Annotated in this window: 16 protein-coding genes and 1 pseudogene; 15 read left to right on the forward strand and 2 right to left on the reverse strand. The window is 65.2% G+C overall.

Annotated features, from left to right (window positions below; genetic code table 11):
* Positions 1-10 precede the first annotated feature (10 nt).
* Positions 11-1,990, forward strand: coding sequence for an FAD-dependent oxidoreductase (locus Q0X85_RS05695; RefSeq protein WP_297770167.1), 1,980 nt, complete (start codon positions 11-13; stop codon positions 1,988-1,990).
* A gap of 116 nt (positions 1,991-2,106) precedes the next feature.
* Positions 2,107-2,820, forward strand: a complete 714-nt coding sequence (locus tag Q0X85_RS05700) for an FCD domain-containing protein (RefSeq protein ID WP_297770169.1) — start codon at positions 2,107-2,109, stop codon at positions 2,818-2,820.
* 21 nt (positions 2,821-2,841) lie between these two features.
* On the opposite strand, the gene Q0X85_RS05705 is transcribed toward Q0X85_RS05700, so the two are convergent.
* A complete protein-coding gene (locus Q0X85_RS05705; protein WP_297770172.1) occupies positions 2,842-4,236 on the reverse strand; it encodes a hypothetical protein in 1,395 nt (464 codons plus the stop codon).
* 463 nt (positions 4,237-4,699) lie between these two features.
* Between Q0X85_RS05705 and urtA the strand changes: the two genes are divergently transcribed.
* The 13 genes from urtA to ureG all read left to right on the forward strand — a co-directional run bounded on the left by urtA (position 4,700) and on the right by ureG (position 16,509).
* Positions 4,700-5,980, forward strand: a complete 1,281-nt coding sequence (gene urtA, locus Q0X85_RS05710; protein WP_297770175.1) for an urea ABC transporter substrate-binding protein — start codon at positions 4,700-4,702, stop codon at positions 5,978-5,980.
* A gap of 71 nt (positions 5,981-6,051) precedes the next feature.
* Entirely contained in the window at positions 6,052-8,025 is a 1,974-nt protein-coding gene (gene urtB, locus Q0X85_RS05715; protein ID WP_297770177.1) for an urea ABC transporter permease subunit UrtB, read from the forward strand.
* 3 nt (positions 8,026-8,028) lie between these two features.
* Positions 8,029-9,213, forward strand: coding sequence for an urea ABC transporter permease subunit UrtC (urtC, locus tag Q0X85_RS05720; protein ID WP_297770180.1), 1,185 nt, complete (start codon positions 8,029-8,031; stop codon positions 9,211-9,213).
* The gene (urtD, locus tag Q0X85_RS05725; RefSeq protein WP_297770182.1) at positions 9,210-9,950 is read left to right on the forward strand and encodes an urea ABC transporter ATP-binding protein UrtD; all 741 of its coding nucleotides are present in this window, start codon (positions 9,210-9,212) and stop codon (positions 9,948-9,950) included. Before urtC ends, urtD begins: the two co-directional genes overlap by 4 nt.
* A gap of 3 nt (positions 9,951-9,953) precedes the next feature.
* Positions 9,954-10,649 (forward strand): urea ABC transporter ATP-binding subunit UrtE, encoded by a 696-nt coding sequence (gene urtE / locus Q0X85_RS05730; protein ID WP_297770184.1) that lies wholly within the window; start codon positions 9,954-9,956, stop codon positions 10,647-10,649.
* Positions 10,650-10,778: 129 nt separating this feature from the next.
* Positions 10,779-11,597: an urease accessory protein UreD gene (locus Q0X85_RS05735; protein WP_297770187.1), complete on the forward strand. Its 819-nt coding sequence runs from the start codon at positions 10,779-10,781 to the stop codon at positions 11,595-11,597.
* Between the two features lie 12 nt (positions 11,598-11,609).
* On the forward strand, positions 11,610-11,912 hold the full coding sequence (locus tag Q0X85_RS05740) for an urease subunit gamma (RefSeq protein WP_297770190.1): 303 nt from the start codon (positions 11,610-11,612) through the stop codon (positions 11,910-11,912).
* 13 nt (positions 11,913-11,925) lie between these two features.
* Positions 11,926-12,492, forward strand: coding sequence for a HupE/UreJ family protein (locus Q0X85_RS05745; protein ID WP_297770193.1), 567 nt, complete (start codon positions 11,926-11,928; stop codon positions 12,490-12,492).
* A 10-nt stretch (positions 12,493-12,502) separates the two neighbouring features.
* Complete coding sequence (locus Q0X85_RS05750; RefSeq protein WP_297770196.1) at positions 12,503-12,808, forward strand: urease subunit beta; 306 nt, start codon at positions 12,503-12,505, stop codon at positions 12,806-12,808.
* A 223-nt stretch (positions 12,809-13,031) separates the two neighbouring features.
* Positions 13,032-14,741: an urease subunit alpha gene (ureC, locus tag Q0X85_RS05755; RefSeq protein ID WP_297770198.1), complete on the forward strand. Its 1,710-nt coding sequence runs from the start codon at positions 13,032-13,034 to the stop codon at positions 14,739-14,741.
* A 9-nt stretch (positions 14,742-14,750) separates the two neighbouring features.
* Positions 14,751-15,248 carry an urease accessory protein UreE gene (locus Q0X85_RS05760; RefSeq protein WP_297770201.1) on the forward strand — a complete coding sequence of 166 codons (498 nt, stop codon included), beginning with the start codon at positions 14,751-14,753 and terminating at the stop codon, positions 15,246-15,248.
* Positions 15,248-15,880 (forward strand): urease accessory UreF family protein, encoded by a 633-nt coding sequence (locus tag Q0X85_RS05765; protein ID WP_297770204.1) that lies wholly within the window; start codon positions 15,248-15,250, stop codon positions 15,878-15,880. Before Q0X85_RS05760 ends, Q0X85_RS05765 begins: the two co-directional genes overlap by 1 nt.
* Positions 15,877-16,509: an urease accessory protein UreG gene (gene ureG, locus Q0X85_RS05770; RefSeq protein ID WP_297770206.1), complete on the forward strand. Its 633-nt coding sequence runs from the start codon at positions 15,877-15,879 to the stop codon at positions 16,507-16,509. The genes Q0X85_RS05765 and ureG overlap by 4 nt, the downstream gene beginning before the upstream one ends.
* A gap of 34 nt (positions 16,510-16,543) precedes the next feature.
* On the opposite strand, the pseudogene Q0X85_RS05775 reads toward ureG, so the two are convergent.
* Positions 16,544-18,631, reverse strand: a pseudogene (locus Q0X85_RS05775) (chromosome segregation protein SMC); the annotation flags it as partial.

Consider the following 18,631-nt stretch of genomic DNA (forward strand, 5'->3'; position numbering starts at 1 on the left):
GGCGCAGTGCATGAGCCTCAAGCATGTGTTCACCCCGCTGACCCTGCGCCACAAGACCCTGCGCAACCGGATCATCTTTGGCGCACATACCACCAACATGGCCCGCGATGGCGTACCCGGCGAACAGCATCTGGCCTATTATCTGGAGCGCGCAATGGGTGGTGCTGCGATGATCACGGTCGAGCCGATGCCGGTGCATCCGGCGGCGGTCCTGACGCGTGGCAATTTCAGGCCTTGCTCAGATGATGTGATCCCGCAGTTCGCCCGGCTGACCGGGGCCTGCAAGGCCGAGGGCGCGGTGATGATCCAACAGCTTTACCATGTCGGCGCGCATGGCGACTGGGATAATTCCTGGCACGTGAACTGGTCCCCCTCGGGCGCACCAAGTTATCATGACAACGATGGCAGCCATCCCATGACCGCTGCCGAAATCGAGGAAACCATCGACGCCTTCGTGCAGGCGGCAGTCCGGTGTCAAAAGGCCGGTTTCGATGGGGTCGAAGTCTGGGCCGCCTACAATTGCCTGCTCGATCAGTTCTGGGCGCCGTTTTCCAATCAGCGCGGGGACGAGTGGGGCGGCAGCCTTGAAAACCGCACGCGGTTCTCGCGCGAGATCCTGCGGCGGGTACGTGCGGCCTGTGGTGCAGATTTCATCATCGGGCTGTCGATCTCGGACGACCCCGAGACGGGAGTCTTTCCCACACGAGACGAAATGGTCAAGATCGTTGCGCTGCACGATTCCGAGGAGTTGATGGATTACGTCACAATCGGCGCGGGCAGCTATATCGACTTTCAGAAGATCATCCCGAGTTTTCAGTACCCAGAGAACCTCGGCGCCGATCTGGCGCAGCGGCTGAAGCAGGCCGGTCTTGTTGCCAAGATAGTGGCCGAGGCCAGCATCCGCACGCCCGAAAACGCCAATACCCTCTTGGGGGCGGGGCAGGCCGATCTGGTCTCGATCGTGCGCGGACAAATCGCCGATCCGCATCTTGTGGCCAAGGCCGAGGCGGGCCGGCCAGAGGATATTCGCGGCTGTCTGTCGTGCAATCAACAATGCTGGGGACGGCGCGGGCGCGATTATTATATCTCTTGCCTGATCAACCCTTCGGTAGGGCACGAGTACCTCTGGGGTGGCGACCGGTTTACCACGACACACACCGCGAAAACCGTCCTCGTGGTGGGAGGCGGCCCCGCAGGGCTCGAATGCGCGCGGGTCTCGGCAGAGCGCGGGCATTCCGTGACATTGGCCGAGGCCGCGCCGGAACTGGGCGGGCAGTTCCGCCTTGCCGGCCTGCAACCGCGTCGTGCGCAAATCACCGACCTCATTGGCTGGTACGGGCGGCAACTGGAGAAACTGGGCGTCGACTTGAGATTCAACACCTGCCTCGAGGCCGATGAGATCGCTGCCTTCGGAGCCGACGAGATCATCATCGCCACCGGTGCCCTGCCGGATGAAACCGGATTTCAAAAGGCCCTGCCTCAGGTGCCGGAATTGCCGGGTATCACGCACGGCAATATCTGGTCGGCCCAGGATGTGATGGGGCGCGTTGCGCGGCTCGGCCAACACGTCATGCTCCTTGACGAAGGAGGGCGCTGGCGCGGCATCGGCACCGCGTGGTATCTGGCCGAGGCGGGTCATGACGTGACCCTCGTCACGCCTGATGCGATGATCGGCCGGGACCTTGCGCGCACAGCCTCTGATTTCGCGGCGCGTCAAAAACTGGCCCGGCTCGGGGTCCGCTTTGTCACAGACAGCGCGATTTCGGAATGGTCCGGCACCTGCGCGCAGGTTGTATCCCTCCTGACAGGCGAATTTCAGAAAATGACCGCGGACAGCCTTGTGCTCGCCACCGGAAGCCGCGCCGATCACACGCTGCCTGATGATTTGCGCACCTTGGGGCTGCGTCCCAGACTGCTCGGCGATGCGAACGCGCCGCGCCATGCCGCAGCGGCCATCTACGATGGACGCGTAACAGGCCTGGCGATCTAGCGGCACTGCCAAAACGGATTGACAGATCTTCAACGCAAACCAATACTACAAAAGGTTCAAGTCCGCGCATTGCAAACCCCATCGGCAGATATCTCGCGCATCCGGGTGGAAACGTCATGTCCCTCGATAACAGCCAGAAATCCCAGGGTGCACAGCACGTGCTTTCACAACTGCGTTCCCTCATCGAAGCTGGCAAACTGGATACCGACGGAAAACTGCCGACAGAGCGGGCACTTGCCGCAAGGCTTGGTGTCGGACGCCGTGCCTTGCGCGCGGCCCTCGACGCGCTCGAGGCAGAGGGTTTGATCTGGCGACGGCAGGGCAAGGGTACGTATCTGGGCCAACCGCCCGATCCTACCGGGCGCCTCGCCGCCGAAATCAGTGGCGATGCAGACCCTTTCAGTGTCATGGAAGCGCGGCTCTGCGTGGAACCCGAACTTGCCGCACTTTGCGCCGAGCGCGCAACGCCGCAGGATATCGAGCGCATGCGTATGCTGGCTAAGCGTACGGACACCGCGAAAGACGCCGAAGCCGCAGAACTCTGGGATCGCTCCTTGCATCGTCTGATTGCCGATGTTGCCGGAAATCCGATCCTTTTGACCACTTACGCGCTCGTGGACGAGATGCGAGAGATGCACCATTGGCAAGACGAGCACGCCCGGGAATATGCGCGCTCTCCGATGCTGCGTGACCTCTACGCAAAACAGCACAATGCTCTGGTCGAGGCGATTGCCGCGCAAGATGCCAAGGCGGCCCGGCGCGCCATGCGCCAACACCTCAAGCATCTCTCACGCAGTCTCAAGACCATGCACAGGGCGACCAATTCGTGACACAATCAGCCGCCACACAGCTCAGAGCGCAAAGCCATAGATCAGCACCCAACCTGACAGGACCACGGCGCAAAGCAATGTGTAGGCCCCGTTCCACACCCAGCCCACACGCAGCGCACTGATCCCCGCGAACGAGCCGATCAGCAGCGTCGTGGCCGTGTAGGGAGAGCTGGCACCGCTCAGCGCCCAGCCTGCGGTAATCGCCACGACGATGGCAGCCGGTGTCACGCCAAGACTCTCGGCTCCGGGAATCAGCGGCGCAATCAGCGTCACGGCAAGGATCGGGTTCATCCCGATCTGCCCGGCCAAAGGGATAAGCCAGACGAAGGACACCAGAATGACCCACGCAGGCAAGACCGACAGATCCAGCCCCGCGCGCTGCATCAACGGCCCCAGCAACGCAGATCCAACCGTGCCGATATATCCGGCCATCATCAAGAGTGTCAGCTCTCCGCGATAGCCCGGCAATTCCTTCAGGACGTAATCCCGCACACGCGTGCCGACCGACCGGACGGGCGCATGGTCCCAATGCTGGATGATCATCCAGACCACGGCGATCAAAGGCACGATGACCACAACCAGCCCGACAATCCGTACATCAGTCAACGCATGCAGACTGCCCACGCTCACCACGAGAATGCCGAGCAATGTCAGCAAGGGCAACATCAGCGCCCACGAGCCTTCTGGCTCGACCCGCTGTGGTGTCACGCTCAGACGTGGCTTGAACACGCTGTCCAGCCCCCAGCCGATACCAGCCAGAAGCGCCGAAGACACCAGCCCCGGCACCATTGCCTCTGCCCAGCTCGTACCCGGCACGACGCTCATCGTGATGGCCATGGCAAACGACAGGGGCGACCACGGCAAGGTCGAGACAAACGCGCGCTGAATGGCCAGAAGCATCCGCCGGATACGATGGCCCCTAACCTCTGCATTGGGCTCTCCCCCGGCATTGGCGAGCGCCAACGCGCCCAATAGCTGAATGCCTCCGTAGTTGAGCAAAAGCGCAAAGCCCTGCCCCCCCACCGTGAGCGCCGCGTAGCGCCGTCCCGGGCGCTGAGCGGACAGGAACCGGCCCGCCGCCTGCACGGCAGGCGAGGTCTGCGCGACATTGCGCAAGGTGGTGAGCGCCGAGAAAAATGCCGCGATAAAGGCCGACGCACTCAGCCCATCCATCACCGGCCCTCGCCAATCCGATCCGCTCAGCGCCAATGCGACCGTAAGGCCAAGAGCAACGGCGACAAACGCCTTGCGCGCCAGCCGCACCTGCACCGCGAAAATGGCGATGACGCAACCCACGAACACAGGTTTTGCCGGCGTCATCCATTCCGCGATGCGCCATTCGTGAAGGATGACCAGACATGTAATCGCGCTGAGCAAAAGCCCAGCCAAACGATCGGCAAGCCCACTTTTCTCCATGACTGCTCCCAAGCGTGCCTGCCTTGTTTGCCTCTCGCCAGCCCGAGGTGCAAGGCCCTGCGAAGAGGTCTCCGCAACGGGCAGGGCCCCGAGTCGTGGCGCGCTGTTTTCAAATGCCAGCAACCGCGCGCGACATGCCCAAACATGCCGCAACGCAGCAAAATTCTTTCTGCGACTGCGATATTTTTGTGCGCCTTGCGAGATTGCCGCTTAAAAATTGTAACTTGATGCGGATCACCCTACCCCGTTCACGGCGCGCTCATGCGTATTCCCCAATAGCCTGCTTGTCTTTGCGCTGTCGCGGGGGTGACTGCCCTCAATCCACAAAGCGGCCCCGCTCTCGGCAGATCGCAAATCTCCGGGCGGAGATACAAACTGGATGCTGCGTTGCCAGCCCACCTCTTGGGCCAAGACCCGTTGGACGGCATGACGCGCGCAGCCCTGACATGGGAGTTTCGATCAAATGAACAAGAAAACATTCATGGCGAGCCTTTTGGCGACCACGGTCGCCGGGACGCTTCCCGCACTGGCGCAGGACTGCCCCGTCAAGGTGGGTGTGCTGCATTCGCTTTCGGGCACGATGGCGATCTCCGAGACCACGCTCAAGGACACGGTCCTGATGCTGGTCGAACAACAGAACGCCAAGGGCGGGCTTCTGGGCTGCGAGATCGAGGCGGTGGTGGTCGATCCCGCCTCCGACTGGCCGCTTTTTGCCGAAAAGGCGCGCGAATTGCTGACCGTGAGCGAGGTCGATGTGATCTTCGGCTCCTGGACATCCGTGAGCCGAAAATCGGCCCTGCCGGTGCTGGAGGAACTCAACGGGCTGATGTTCTACCCCGTCCAATACGAGGGCGAGGAAAGCTCGAAAAATGTGTTCTACACCGGCGCCGCGCCCAACCAGCAGGCGATCCCGGCGGTGGATTATTTCCTCGAAGAACTGGGCGTCGAGAGCTTTGCACTTCTTGGCACCGACTATGTCTATCCCCGCACCACCAACAACATCCTCGATTCCTATCTCAAGTCCAAGGGCATCGCGGATGAGGACATATTTGTGAACTACACCCCGTTCGGCCATTCCGACTGGGCCACCATCGTCTCGGACGTGGTCGCCCTCGGGGCCTCAGGCAAGCAGGTGGGCGTGATCTCGACCATCAATGGCGATGCCAATGTCGGCTTCTACAAGGAACTGGCCGCGCAAGGCGTGGACGCCGCCGATATCCCCGTGGTGGCCTTCTCGGTCGGTGAAGAAGAGCTTTCGGGCCTCGATACCGCGCCGCTCGTCGGCCATCTCGCGGCGTGGAACTATTTTCAATCCGCCGATACCGAGATCAACGCCAAATTCGTCGAGGCATGGAAGGCCTATGCTGGCGAAGAGCGCGTCACCAACGACCCGATGGAGGCGCATTACATCGGCTTCAACATGTGGGTGAACGCTGTGACCGAGGCGGGCACCACCGATGTGGACACGGTGCGCGCGGCGATGTGGGGGCAGGAATATCCCAACCTCACCGGCGGCACGGCAGTGATGAACGCCAATCATCACCTCTCCAAACCGGTGCTGATCGGCGAGATCCGCGATGATGGTCAGTTCGACATCATCAGCCAGACCGCGGAAGTGCCCGGCGATGCCTGGACCGACCACCTGCCCGAGAGCGCGCCGCTCAAGAGCGACTGGAAGGATCTCGGCTGTGGCATGTACAACACCGAGACCGGCACCTGCGTGCAGATGACCTCGAACTATTAAGTTGCCGGGCCGCGCGGATCGCGTCCGCGCGGCCCCTCGCACTGAATTCCCCGCTCAGGACCGAACCGACCATGCGTTTCACCGCCCTCCTTGCCCGCGCCTTGGCGCTGCTGATGATGCTCGCCTGCGCCGTGATCCTGCGCCCGGATGAGGCAAGGGCACAGTCAGCCTTGCAACCGCTCCTGCAAAAGTATCAGGCCGACCTCGCCAAGCCCTCGCGCCGCACCATCGGCCCGGTGATCGCGGATCTGCTGGCCTCGGATCACCCCGGCATGGCCGATTTCCTGCGCAAATGGGAGGCGCGCGAGGTCTACCTGCGTCCCGCAGACGGGCTCTTCTTCTACGCCGAGGACGCAGGCGACAGCTTGCGTCTCATAGACATCGACAGTGGCGCGGCGGTGGCCGAGGTGGGCAGCCGCGAGGTGGACCAGATCCGCCCCAATGCGGGCGTGCGCCGCGAACTCGCCGCCGCCCTCGTGCCGTATGAGTTGAACGCCCCCGAACCAGCCCGCCGCGCAGAGGCACTGGAGGCCATCACGCGCAGCGCGGATGCCAGCCAGATCGCACCGCTTAGGGGCAGCATCGAGGGCGAGACCGACCCCGCGCTCAAGACCCGCAAAGAGCGCCTTCTCACCCTGCTGATCGCACAATTCGGGGCCACCAAATCCGAGCGTCTCGACGCCATCGCCGGGCTTGGCGGCGATACCAGTATCGAGGCGCGCAGCGTTCTCAACCAACTCACCGCCACCCGCGACGGCGTGGCCGAGACCCTGCCGGACGACATCAACCTCGCCCGCGTGCTGGAGGTCGGCACCGACCTTACCGAGGCCGAGGCCCATGACCGGCTCGTGGCCGCAGACCTCGCCCCACCGCGCCAGACCGCCACCGACCTGCGCGACGTGCTGGCGCAGCATATCGTTGACGGCACCGTCGGCGGCGTGCCGCTGCACCAGCTTAACACCACCGCTGCCCGCGCCCGCGCCTACGAGGCGCTGGAACAGGCGGGCACCGTGCCGCCCCGCGCCGCCCCCGATGAGGTGGCGCAGGCCGTCGCCGCCCACGTCTTCTACGCCGAATACCTGCAACCCGACCCGCAGATCACGCAGGCCGCCGAGGACGCGCTCACCGCCACCTCGCGCACCCTCGGCCTCTACCAGACCGCCGATCTTGTGCTTGACGGGCTGTCGCTCGCCTCGATCTTCTTTCTCGCGGCCATCGGCCTTGCGATCACCTTCGGCGTGATGGGCGTGATCAACATGGCGCATGGCGAGTTCATCATGATGGGGGCCTATACCGGCTATGTCGTGCAGCTTTTCATCCCCGATTACACCGTCAGCCTGCTGATCGCCCTGCCACTGGCCTTTGCCGTCACGTTTGGTGCCGGCGTCGCGATGGAGCGGCTGGTGATCCGCCACCTCTATACCAGACCGCTGGAGACACTGCTGGCCACCTTCGGCATCTCCATCGCCCTGCAACAACTGGCCAAGAACATCTTCGGCACGCAGGCGCGGCCCCTCACCGCCCCCGATTGGCTGGGCGGCGCGATCACCCTCAACGACATCGTCAGCATCTCGACCATCCGCGTGGCGATCTTCGTCCTCGCCCTCATCTTCCTCGCGCTGCTCCTCTACATCCTCAAGCGTACACGGCTGGGGCTGGAGGTGCGGGCGGTCACGCAAAACCCAGGCATGGGCGCCTCGATGGGGATCAACCCCGACCGTATCAACATGCTGACATTTGGCCTCGGCTCCGGCATCGCCGGGATCGCGGGGGTGGCCATCGGGCTCTACGCGCAGGTCACCTCCGAGATGGGCGCCAACTACATCGTACAAAGTTTCATGACCGTGGTGGTGGGCGGCGTCGGCAATGTCTGGGGCACGCTCGCGGGGGCCTCGCTCATCGGCTTTCTGCAAAAGGGGATTGAGTGGTTCAACCCCTCCAACACGCTGGCGGCACAGACCTACATGGTGCTCTTCGTGATCCTCTTCATCCAGTTCCGCCCCAAGGGCATCGTCGCCCTCAAGGGCCGCGCGGCGGGGGACTGAGCCATGAGCAAACCCGATATCACCCCGCGCCGCAGCTTTCTGGCCGAAAACCCCTCGGTGATGTGGTTCCTCGGCCTGCTCGGCCTCTTCACCCTCGGCGTCACCGTGCTGGCCGAGGGCTTCGGCATGGCGCTCTTGTCGACCTCGATGGTCAAGATCCTCGGCATGACGCTCTGCCTGTGCCTCATTGCCGTGGCGATGGACGTGGTCTGGGGCTATTGCGGCATCCTCAGCCTCGGGCATTTCGCCTTCTTCGGGTTGGGTGGCTATGCCATCGGCATGTGGCTGATGTATGCCCGCACCCAAGGCATCGTTGTGGACTCGCTCGCCAATGCCCCCATTCCGCCGACGCAGGGGGAGATCAACGACGCCATCGCCACCCAGATTTTCGGCGTGGTGGGCTCCAACGAGTTGCCGCTGATCTGGGCCTTCGCCGACAGCCTCGCGATGCAGCTTCTCTTCGTGGTGCTGGTGCCGGGGCTGCTGGCGCTGGTCTTCGGCTGGCTCGCCTTCCGCAGCCGCGTGACCGGCGTCTATCTCTCGATCCTGACACAGGCGATGACGCTGGCGCTCTCGCTCTACCTCTTCCAGAATGACACAGGGCTGCGCGGCAACAACGGGCTCTCGGGCCTGCAAAACATTCCCGGCCTGCTGCACCTGCCGCAATCCACCATCGCGCTGTGGTTCTTCTGGGCCTCCGCCGCCGCCTTGGGCCTCGGCTATCTCTTCTTCGCCTGGCTCATCTCGGGCAAGTTCGGCTCGGTTGTCCGCGCGATCCGTGACAACGAGACCCGCGTGCGCTTTCTCGGCTACCATGTCGAAAGCTACAAGCTGGTGATCTTCACGCTGACGGCGGTGGTCTCGGGCCTTGCCGGTGCGCTCTACTACCCTCAGGCGGGCATCATCAACCCCGCCGAAATCGCGCCCATCGCGTCGATTTACCTCGCCGTCTGGGTCGCTATCGGCGGGCGCGGGCGGCTTTACGGCGCGGTGATCGGGGCGGCGGTCGTCAGCCTCGCCTCAAGCTGGTTCACCGGCGGCGGCGCGCCCGATATCGACCTCGGCTTCTACACGATCAACTGGACCGATTGGTGGCTGGTGCTTCTCGGCCTCGGCTTCGTTGCCGTCACGCTTTTCTTCCCGCGCGGCATCGGCGGGCTCTTTGACATGCTGGTGAGGAAGCCATGACCACCCTTCTCGAAGTCTCCGGCGTCTCCGTCACCTTCGACGGCTTCCGCGCGATCAACAACCTCTCGATTCAGGTGGCAGAACCGGAACTGCGCGCCGTGATCGGCCCCAATGGCGCGGGCAAGACCACCTTCATGGATATCGTCACCGGCAAGACGCGGCCCGACGAAGGCCGGGTTGTGTGGGGCGAGAAGAACATCTCGCTTCTGGGGATGAGCGAAAGCGCCATCGCGCGGGCGGGCATCGGTCGCAAGTTCCAGAAACCGACGGTGTTCGAGGACCAAACCGTGCGCGAGAACCTCCGCCTCGCGCTCAAGAACAAGCGTGGGCCGCTTGACGTGCTGCTCTTTCGCCGCTCCGCCGAAGGCGCGGCGCGGATCGAAGAACTGGCCCGCGAAATCGGCCTTGCAGACGACCTACCCCGCCGCGCGGGCGACCTCAGCCACGGGCAAAAGCAATGGCTGGAAATCGGCATGCTCTTGGCGCAGGATCCGCGCCTCCTTCTGGTGGACGAGCCCGCCGCCGGGATGACCCCCGCCGAGCGCGAGCACACCACCGACATCCTCAAACGTGCGGCGCAGACCCGCGCCGTGGTGGTGATCGAGCATGACATGGAATTCGTCCGCCGCCTTGGCTGCAAGGTAACGGTGCTGCACGAAGGGTCGGTGCTGGCCGAGGGCAGTCTCGATCACGTCACGCAGAACAAGGAGGTGATCGATGTCTATCTGGGGAGATAAGCCATGCTGAGCGTGGACAGCCTCACCCTGCACTATGGCGCCTCGCAGATCCTGCACGGCGTCAGCCTCACCGCCCGCCCCGGCGCAGTGACGGCGGTGATGGGCACCAACGGCGTCGGCAAGACCAGCCTGCTCAAGGCCATCGCCGGGCGGCATCCTTACACGGACGGGCGCATCACGCTCGACGGGCGCGAATTGCCCCGCCTCCCCGCCGCGCAGGCCGCGCAATCGGGCATCGCCTATGTCCCGCAGGGGCGCGAGATATTCCCCCTGCTCACCGTCACCGAGAACCTGCAAACCGGCTTTGCCTGCCTGCCGAAAAGCGATCACACCATCCCGCCCCGCATCTATGAGCTGTTCCCGGTGCTGGAGCAGATGCGCGACCGGCGCGGCGGGGATCTGTCGGGCGGGCAGCAGCAGCAGCTTGCCATCGCCCGCGCCTTGATTGCCCGCCCCCGCGTGCTCCTGCTCGACGAGCCGACCGAGGGCATCCAGCCCAATATCATCAAGCAGATCGGCGCGGTGATCGGTCTTTTGCGCGACGAGGGCGAGATTGCCATCGTGCTGGTCGAGCAGTTCTTCGATTTCGCCTATGATCTGGCCGACGATCTGGTGGTGCTCAATCGCGGCGAGGTGCGGCTCTCGGAGCCTGCGGCCACGGTCGAACGCGAACGGCTGTTGCGCGAAGTGTCCATTTGATGGGCGATCTGCCTGCTATTTGGGCATATGGGCGTCGAGGAGCGTGCAGGGCATGCGAGTCCACGGCCCATCTCTGGCAGTCCCGCGCAAGGGCGGTAGCCTCGGGCCAAACACAGCAAGAGATCCCGCATGCCCGCCTGCCCCGCCCCCTCCCCGACACAGGAACGCAGCTTTGGCGCCGCGCATGTGACGCTGTTGCCCGGGCCGAATGGCGGGCGGCTTGATCGCCTGCACCAAAAGGGATCGGCCAAGGCATTTCTGCATCCCGGTCCCTCCGGTCCCGAGATCGTGCTGCTCAACACCTCGGGTGGGCTGACCGGTGGAGATCGTCTGTCCTACCGGCTCGATCTGGCGGCGGGATGTCGCGCCACCGGCACCACGCAGACCGCCGAACGTGCCTATCGCAGCACAGGTGAAGCGGCACGAGTAACGGTGCATCACCGCGTCGCATCCGGCGCGCATCTCGACTGGCTGCCGCAGGAGACGATCCTTTTCGACGGCAGCCATCTGGACCGCGAAACCACCATCGACCTTGCGCGGGATGCCTCCTGCCTGATCCTCGAGTCGATTGTCCTTGGCCGCGCCGCCATGGGCGAGACCGTCACGCGCACCACCCTGCGCGACACCCGCCGCATCACCTGCGAGGGCAGGCCTGTGCTGGTCGAGCCGCTCCACCTCACCACCGAGGCCCTGACCGCTGGCCCCGCCATCCTGAACGGCGCGCGCGCCTTCGCCACGCTGGCGCTGGTGGCGCAGGGGGCCGAGGATGCCGCACCCCGCATGCAGGATCTGCTGGATGAGCAGGGCGTCACGGGCGGCGCCTCAGGCTTTGACGGCAAGCTGGTGATCCGCCTCATGGCCGGTGACGGCTGGCCCTTGCGCCGTCAGATCATGCGGCTGGTCAGCGCCCTGCGCCCCGGCCCCCTGCCCCGCGTCTGGCAGAACTAGGAGAGACACAGGATGAACCTCACCCCCCGTGAAAAGGACAAGCTGCTGATCAGCGTCGCCGCCATGGTGGCGCGCGGGCGCCTCGCGCGCGGCGTCCGGCTCAATCACCCCGAGGCGGTGGCGCTGATCACCGATTTCGTGGTCGAGGGCGCGCGCGAGGGCCGCAGCGTCGCTGACCTGATGGAGGCGGGCGCGCATGTCATCACTGCCGAGCAATGCATGGAGGGCATCCCCGAGATGCTGCATTCCGTGCAGGTCGAGGCGACGTTTCCCGACGGCACCAAGCTGGTGACCGTCCATAACCCCATACGCTGAAATGATATTCCCGATGCGCTACATCCTCACCGTTCTGCTGCTGACACCGTCGCTTGCCTTTGCGCATCTCGACCCTGCGGCGCATGGCTCTTTCGCTGCCGGGGCGACGCATCCGCTATTCGGGGCCGATCATGTGCTTGCCATGCTGGCTGTCGGGCTTTGGGCCGCAGTGCTTTCGGGGCGCGCGATCTGGCTGTTGCCGGTGGGTTTTGTCGGGGCGATGGCGGTTGGATTCGGCGGCGCGCTGCTCGGGCTGACCCTCCCGGTGGTGGAGCCGCTGATCCTTGCCTCGGTGCTGATCCTGGGGCTGCTGGTGGCTCTCGCCGTGCGGCTGCCCGCGATTTGGGCTGTCGGTATCGTGTCGGTATTCGGTCTGTTTCACGGCGGTGCCCATGGGGCCGAAATCGGGGCGGCAACCGCATTGGATTATTTCGCGGGGTTTGCCGTCGCGACGATGGGTCTGCATCTTGCGGGCCTTGCTCTGGGGCTGCTTGTCATGCGGCTTGGCTCGCAAAGCGTGGTGCGCGGGGGCGGTGGTGTAGTCGCGGCGCTCGGCGCGTGGCTTGTGGCCGCAGGGTGAGGCATAGATCATGATCCCCGGAGAACTCTTTCCCGCCGATGGCGAGATCACCCTGAACGAAGGCGCACACGTCACCGTGCTGGAGGTCGCCAATACGGGCGACCGGCCGGTGCAGGTGGGCAGCCATTACCATTTCGCCGAGGCCAACAGCGGGCTGTCCTTTGACCGCGATGCCGCGCGCGGGCAGAGGCTGGATATTCCCGCAGGCACCGCCGTCCGCTTCGAGCCGGGGCAGAGGCGCGAGGTGCGGCTCATCCCCTATGGCGGCGGGCGACGGGTGTTCGGGTTCAATCAACAGGTGATGGGAGAGGTGTGATGCGCGGGATCAGTCCCAAGTGCCCCTTGCGCGGAACAAAGGCGCGGCACGCGCCGCCGCGCAGCGCCCGACCGCCCGGACGGGCGGGCGCTTTTGCAACCACGTGCAACCGCGCGACCGTTGCAGTATTTGACCGCCATAAAGCGCATTCCACAGAGGTCGCAGCGCCCCCCCGCGGTCGGGCCCTCCCCGGCGGCGCGCCTTTGGCCAAGGGAGGTCTTTAATGCCCCATTCCATCCCCCGCGCCGACTATGCCGCCATGTATGGCCCCACCACGGGCGACCGGCTGCGGCTTGGCGATACCGATCTGATCATCGAGGTGGAGCGCGACCTGACCACCTATGGCGACGAGGTGAAATTCGGCGGCGGCAAGGTGATCCGCGACGGCATGGGGCAGTCTCAGGTCACCCGTGCGGGCAGGGCGGTGGACACCGTCATCACCAATGCGCTGATCCTCGATCATCAGGGCATCACCAAGGCCGATGTCGGCCTGCGCGACGGGCTGATCGCGGCCATCGGCAAGGCGGGTAACCCCGACACGCAATCCGGCGTCGATATCGTCATCGGACCGGGGACCGAGGTGATCGCGGGCGAGGGCCGCATCCTCACCCCCGGCGGGTTCGACGCGCATATCCATTTCATCTGCCCGCAGCAGATCGAGGACGCACTGCATTCCGGCATCACCACCATGCTGGGCGGCGGCACCGGACCCGCGCATGGCACGCTCGCCACCACCTGCACGCCGGGGGCGTGGCATATCGGGCGGATGCTGCAATCGCTGGATGCCTTTCCGATGAATGTGGGCCTCTCGTGCAAGGGCAATGCGAGCCAGCCGGAGGCATTGGTCGAGATGGTCCGCGCGGGGGCCTGTGCGATGAAACTGCACGAGGATTGGGGGACAACACCCGGCGCGATTGATTGCTGCCTGAGTGTTGCCGACGACATGGACGTGCAGGTGATGATCCACACCGACACGCTGAACGAGAGCGGTTTCGTGGAGAACACCCTCGCCGCCATGAAGGGCCGCACGATCCATGCCTTTCATACCGAGGGTGCGGGCGGCGGGCATGCGCCCGACATCATGAAGGTGGTGGGCTTTGAGCATGTCCTGCCGTCCTCGACCAACCCCACCATGCCCTACACCGTCAACACCATCGAGGAACATCTCGACATGCTGATGGTCTGTCACCATCTCGACAAGGCGATCCCCGAGGATGTGGCCTTTGCCGAGAGCCGGATCAGGCGCGAGACCATCGCCGCCGAGGATATCCTGCACGACATGGGCGCGTTTTCCGTCATGGCGTCGGACAGTCAGGCGATGGGGCGCGTGGGCGAGGTGATCATCCGCACATGGCAGACGGCCTCCAAGATGCGCAAGCAGCGCGGGCGGCTGGCGGAAGAGACCGGCGACAACGACAATGCCCGCGTCAAACGCTATATCGCGAAATACACCATCAACCCCGCCATCGTGCACGGGATGAGCGCCCATATCGGCAGCGTAAGCCCCGGCAAGCGCGCCGATCTGGTGCTGTGGAACCCGGCGTTTTTCGGCGCGAAGCCCGAGATGGTGCTGATGGGGGGCACCATCGTGCTGGCGCAGATGGGTGACCCCAATGCCTCGATCCCGACGCCGCAACCGGTCTATTCGCGGCCGATGTTCGGGGCCTACGGGCGGTCGCTCGAACGGTCCTCGGTGCTGTTCGTCAGCGAGGCGGCGCAGGCAGACGGGATCGGCGCGGCATTGGGTCTGGCCAAGGAGACGGCCGCAGTTTCGAACACCCGCACCCTCACCAAGCGCGACATGATCCACAACAGCCTGACGCCCAAGGTCGAGGTCGATCCTGAAACCTACGAGGTGCGGGCAGATGGCGAATTGCTCACCTGCGAGCCTGCCTCTGAGTTGCCGCTCGCGCAACGCTATTTCCTGTTCTGAGGCCATGCCATGACCGACCTGCCCGTTGCCCGCCACCTGTTGCCTCACGCCCCTGACCGGATCGCCGATACGGTCGTGCTCGACTATGACGCGCGGCTGATGCGGCGCAAGCGGCTGGTGGGCAAGGCCGGGCTGGCCTTTCTGGTCGATCTGGCCGAGGTCACAAACCTAGACGATCACTGGGGTTTCGCGCTCGACGATGGCCGGGCGGTGGCGGTGGAACCGGCGCCCGAGGACCTGATCGAGGTGCGCGGTGATCTGGCGCGGCTGGCCTGGCATATCGGCAACCGGCACACGCCTTGCCAGATCGGCGCGGATCATTTGTGCATCCGCCGGGATCATGTGATCGAGGCGATGCTGGCGCAACTGGGCGCGGATTTGACGCCGGTGACTGGCGCGTTTCGCCCCGAAGGCGGCGCCTATGGCAAGGGGCGCACGATGGGGCATGATCACGGGGGGCATGATCATGGGGGCCACGATCATGGCCATAGCCATCACCACGCCTGATGCTCACGCCCGCACATCTTTCGCTCGTTCAATGGCTCTCTCCGGCCTTTCCGACCGGGGCGTTCGCCTATTCGCACGGGTTGGAGCGGGAGATCGCGACGGGGGTGGTCAGGGACGCAGCCAGCCTCGCGGCATGGCTGGAGAACATCCTGCGCTATGGTGCGGGCTGGCAGGATGCGGTGCTGCTCAGCCACGCGCTGGAGGGCGGATGCGAGGCGCTTGACGATCTGGCCCGCGCGCTCGCACCCTGCGCCGAGCGGCTGCAAGAGGGGCTGGAGCAGGGCGCCGCATTCGCCCGCACCGTCCATGGCCTCACCGGGCGCGCGCTGCCCCCCCGGATGCTGCCCGTGGCGGTGGGGGAGGCCGCCGCGCCGCTCGATCTGGACCGCGAGGACGTGATCGCGCTCTACCTGCAAGGCTTTGCCGGGAACCTCGTCACCATCGGTATCCGCCACGTGCCGCTTGGTCAGACCGAGGGGCAAGCCATCCTCTCGGGCCTTGCGCCGCTGATCTACGATCTGGCAAACCGCGCCGCCAATGCCTCGCTGGATACGCTCGGCACCTGCGCGCTTGCGGGCGACCTCGCGGCGCTGCAACATGAGGGGATGGATGTGAGGATTTTCAGGACATGAGCGGCACCCGTATGAACGGCCCGCTGCGGGTGGGCATTGGTGGCCCGGTGGGCGCGGGCAAGACCACGCTGACCGAGGGGCTGGCGCGGGCGCTGGCGCATCGCTGTTCGATGGCGGTGATCACCAACGACATCTATACCCGCGAGGATGCCGAGGCGCTGGTGCGCGCGCAGGTCCTGCCCGCCGACCGTATTCGCGGGGTGGAAACCGGGGGCTGTCCGCATACCGCGATCCGCGAGGATGCGTCGATCAATCTGGCCGCCGTGACCGATCTCAACACCGCCTTTCCCGATCTCGACCTGGTGCTGATCGAGTCGGGGGGTGACAACCTCGCCGCCACCTTCAGCCCGGAACTGGCGGATCTGACGATCTATGTGATCGACACCGCCGCCGGGCAGGATATCCCGCGCAAGCGTGGCCCCGGGCTGACGAAATCCGACCTTCTGGTGGTCAACAAGACCGACCTCGCGCCGCATGTCGGCGTTGATCTGGTGCAGCTTGAGGCCGATACGGCGCGCGCGCGCGGATCGCGGCCCTATGTCCTGACCGAATTGCGTATGGGAAGCGGAATCGAGCGGGTCGCACAGTTCATCTTGGACGAAGGCGGGCTCGTCCTGACCACAGCTTGACTGCGGCGGCTTCATGAGGAGCGGCCCGCGCGGGTCAGGCGACCATCTGCTCGGCCTTCTTGAGGTCGACCGAGACAAGCTGGCTCACCCCTTGCTCGCCCATGGTCACGCCAAACAACCGGTCCATCCGGCTCATGGTCACCGCGTGGTGGGTGATGATCAGAAACCGCGTCTCGGTGCGGCGGCACATCTCATCGAGCAGATCGCAGAACCGCGTCACGTTGGCATCGTCAAGCGGCGCATCGACCTCGTCGAGCACACAGATCGGCGCCGGGTTGGCGAGGAACACCGCAAAGATCAGAGCCAGAGCGGTCAGCGTCTGCTCACCCCCCGACAACAAGCTCAGCGTCGAGAGTTTCTTGCCCGGCGGCTGACACATGATCTCTAGCCCCGCCTCGAGCGGATCATCGCTTTCGACCAGAACCAGATTGGCCTCGCCCCCGCCGAAGAGGTGCCGGAAGAGCAGCGTGAAGTTGGAATTCACCTGCTCGAACGCGGTCAGCAGCCGCTCGCGGCCTTCGCGGTTGAGGCTGGCAATGCCACTGCGCAGGGTCTTGATCGCCTCTTCAAGGTCGGTCTTCTCGGTGACCAGGCTGTCATGCTCGACTTCGACCTCCCGGGCGTCCTCTTCGGCGCGCAGATTGACGGCGCCAAGGGCGTCCCGCTGACGCTTGAGCCGGTTCACATCGGCCTCGATGACATCCGAGGCCGGCATCGCATCGGGATCGGTGCCGAGACTGTCAAGCAATGCCTCGGGCGTGAGATCAATCGCCTCACTGATCCGCTCGGCGGCATAGTCCTGGGTCTCGCGCGCGGCATCGACACGGGCCTCGGCCCGAGCCCTTGCCTCGCGGGCCTCGGAGGCCAGCCGCTCTGCCTCGCGCTCGTCCAGCGCGGCCTGACGCGCCACGCCTTCGCCAGCAGACAGGGCGTCTGCGGCACTGGCGCGGCGGGCCTCGCTGCGCTCGATCTCTTCGCTCAGTTCAGCGCGCTTCGCCGCAAGAAGCTCGGGCGTTGCACTCGCCTCACCCAGCTCCTCCTCGGACGCCGCCTTGCGCTCTTCCAGCTCGGCACTGCGTTTCTCGGCGGTCTCCAACCGATGCCGCCAGCCGCTGACTTCCTTGGCAATCTCCTGACCGCGCCGGGTGCGGCGCTCGCCCTCGCGGCGCAATTCGTCGGCGGCCGAGCGTTTGGACATCATCGTCATGCGCGCGGCCTCGACCGTCATCTTGATGTCTTCGAGATCGTTGCGCGCGATGTCGAGATCGCCCAGATCAGCCAGCCCCTTCTCGGCTTCGGCCAGCCCCTTGCGCGCCGCCATCGCCTCTTCGTCGTGACGTGACACCGCAAGGCCCAACGACTCGAGGCGCGACTCTGCGAGATTGCGGTCGGCCTCGGCGCGGCTCAGGGCGCGGTTGGCCTCGTTCACGGCGGCATCCGCCGCACGACGGGCCTCGCGCGCGGCGCGGTCCTCTTCGGTGCGCTGGCTCAACGCCTCGCGCAGCGCCTCATGGGCCCGCATCGCACCATCGGCGCGGGCGGTGGCGTGCTCCAACTGCTGCTTGAGTTCTTCCAGCCGGTTCAGCTGTTGCAGGCGCAGCGCGGCGGCGCTCGGCGCGTCCTCGGCCCACGCCCGAAACCCGTCCCAACGCCAAAGATCGCCCTCGGTGCTGACCAGCCGCTGACCGGGCTTGAGCAGGGGCTGCAATCTTGCCGCGTCCTCGGGGTCGATCAACCCGATCTGCGACATGCGCCGCGCCAGAACCTCGGGGACCGAAACATGATTGGTCAGAGCGGTCACACCGTCCGGCAAGGGCTGTGGTGCGGAATATCCCGGCAGGATGGTCCAGCCTGACGGGCCATCCGCCTCAACCTCGGGCGCGCGCAGATCATCGGCCAGGGCCGCACCCAACGCCTTTTCAAACCCCTGCTGTACCTGAAGCCGGTCCATGACCTGCCCGCCCTCGGCGGTGTCGCGCTGTACCAGCTTGGCCAGAGCCGTGACTTCGGCACGCAGCGCGTTCACTTCGCCCTCGGCCTCGGACCGCCCGGCGCGTGCCTCTGCCTCGCGCGCCTGTGCCTCGGCGCGCGCCTCGTCGGCGGCGACAAGCGCCGCCTCGGC

It is taken from the genome of uncultured Roseovarius sp., from assembly GCF_947259555.1.
GTDB lineage: Bacteria > Pseudomonadota > Alphaproteobacteria > Rhodobacterales > Rhodobacteraceae > Roseovarius.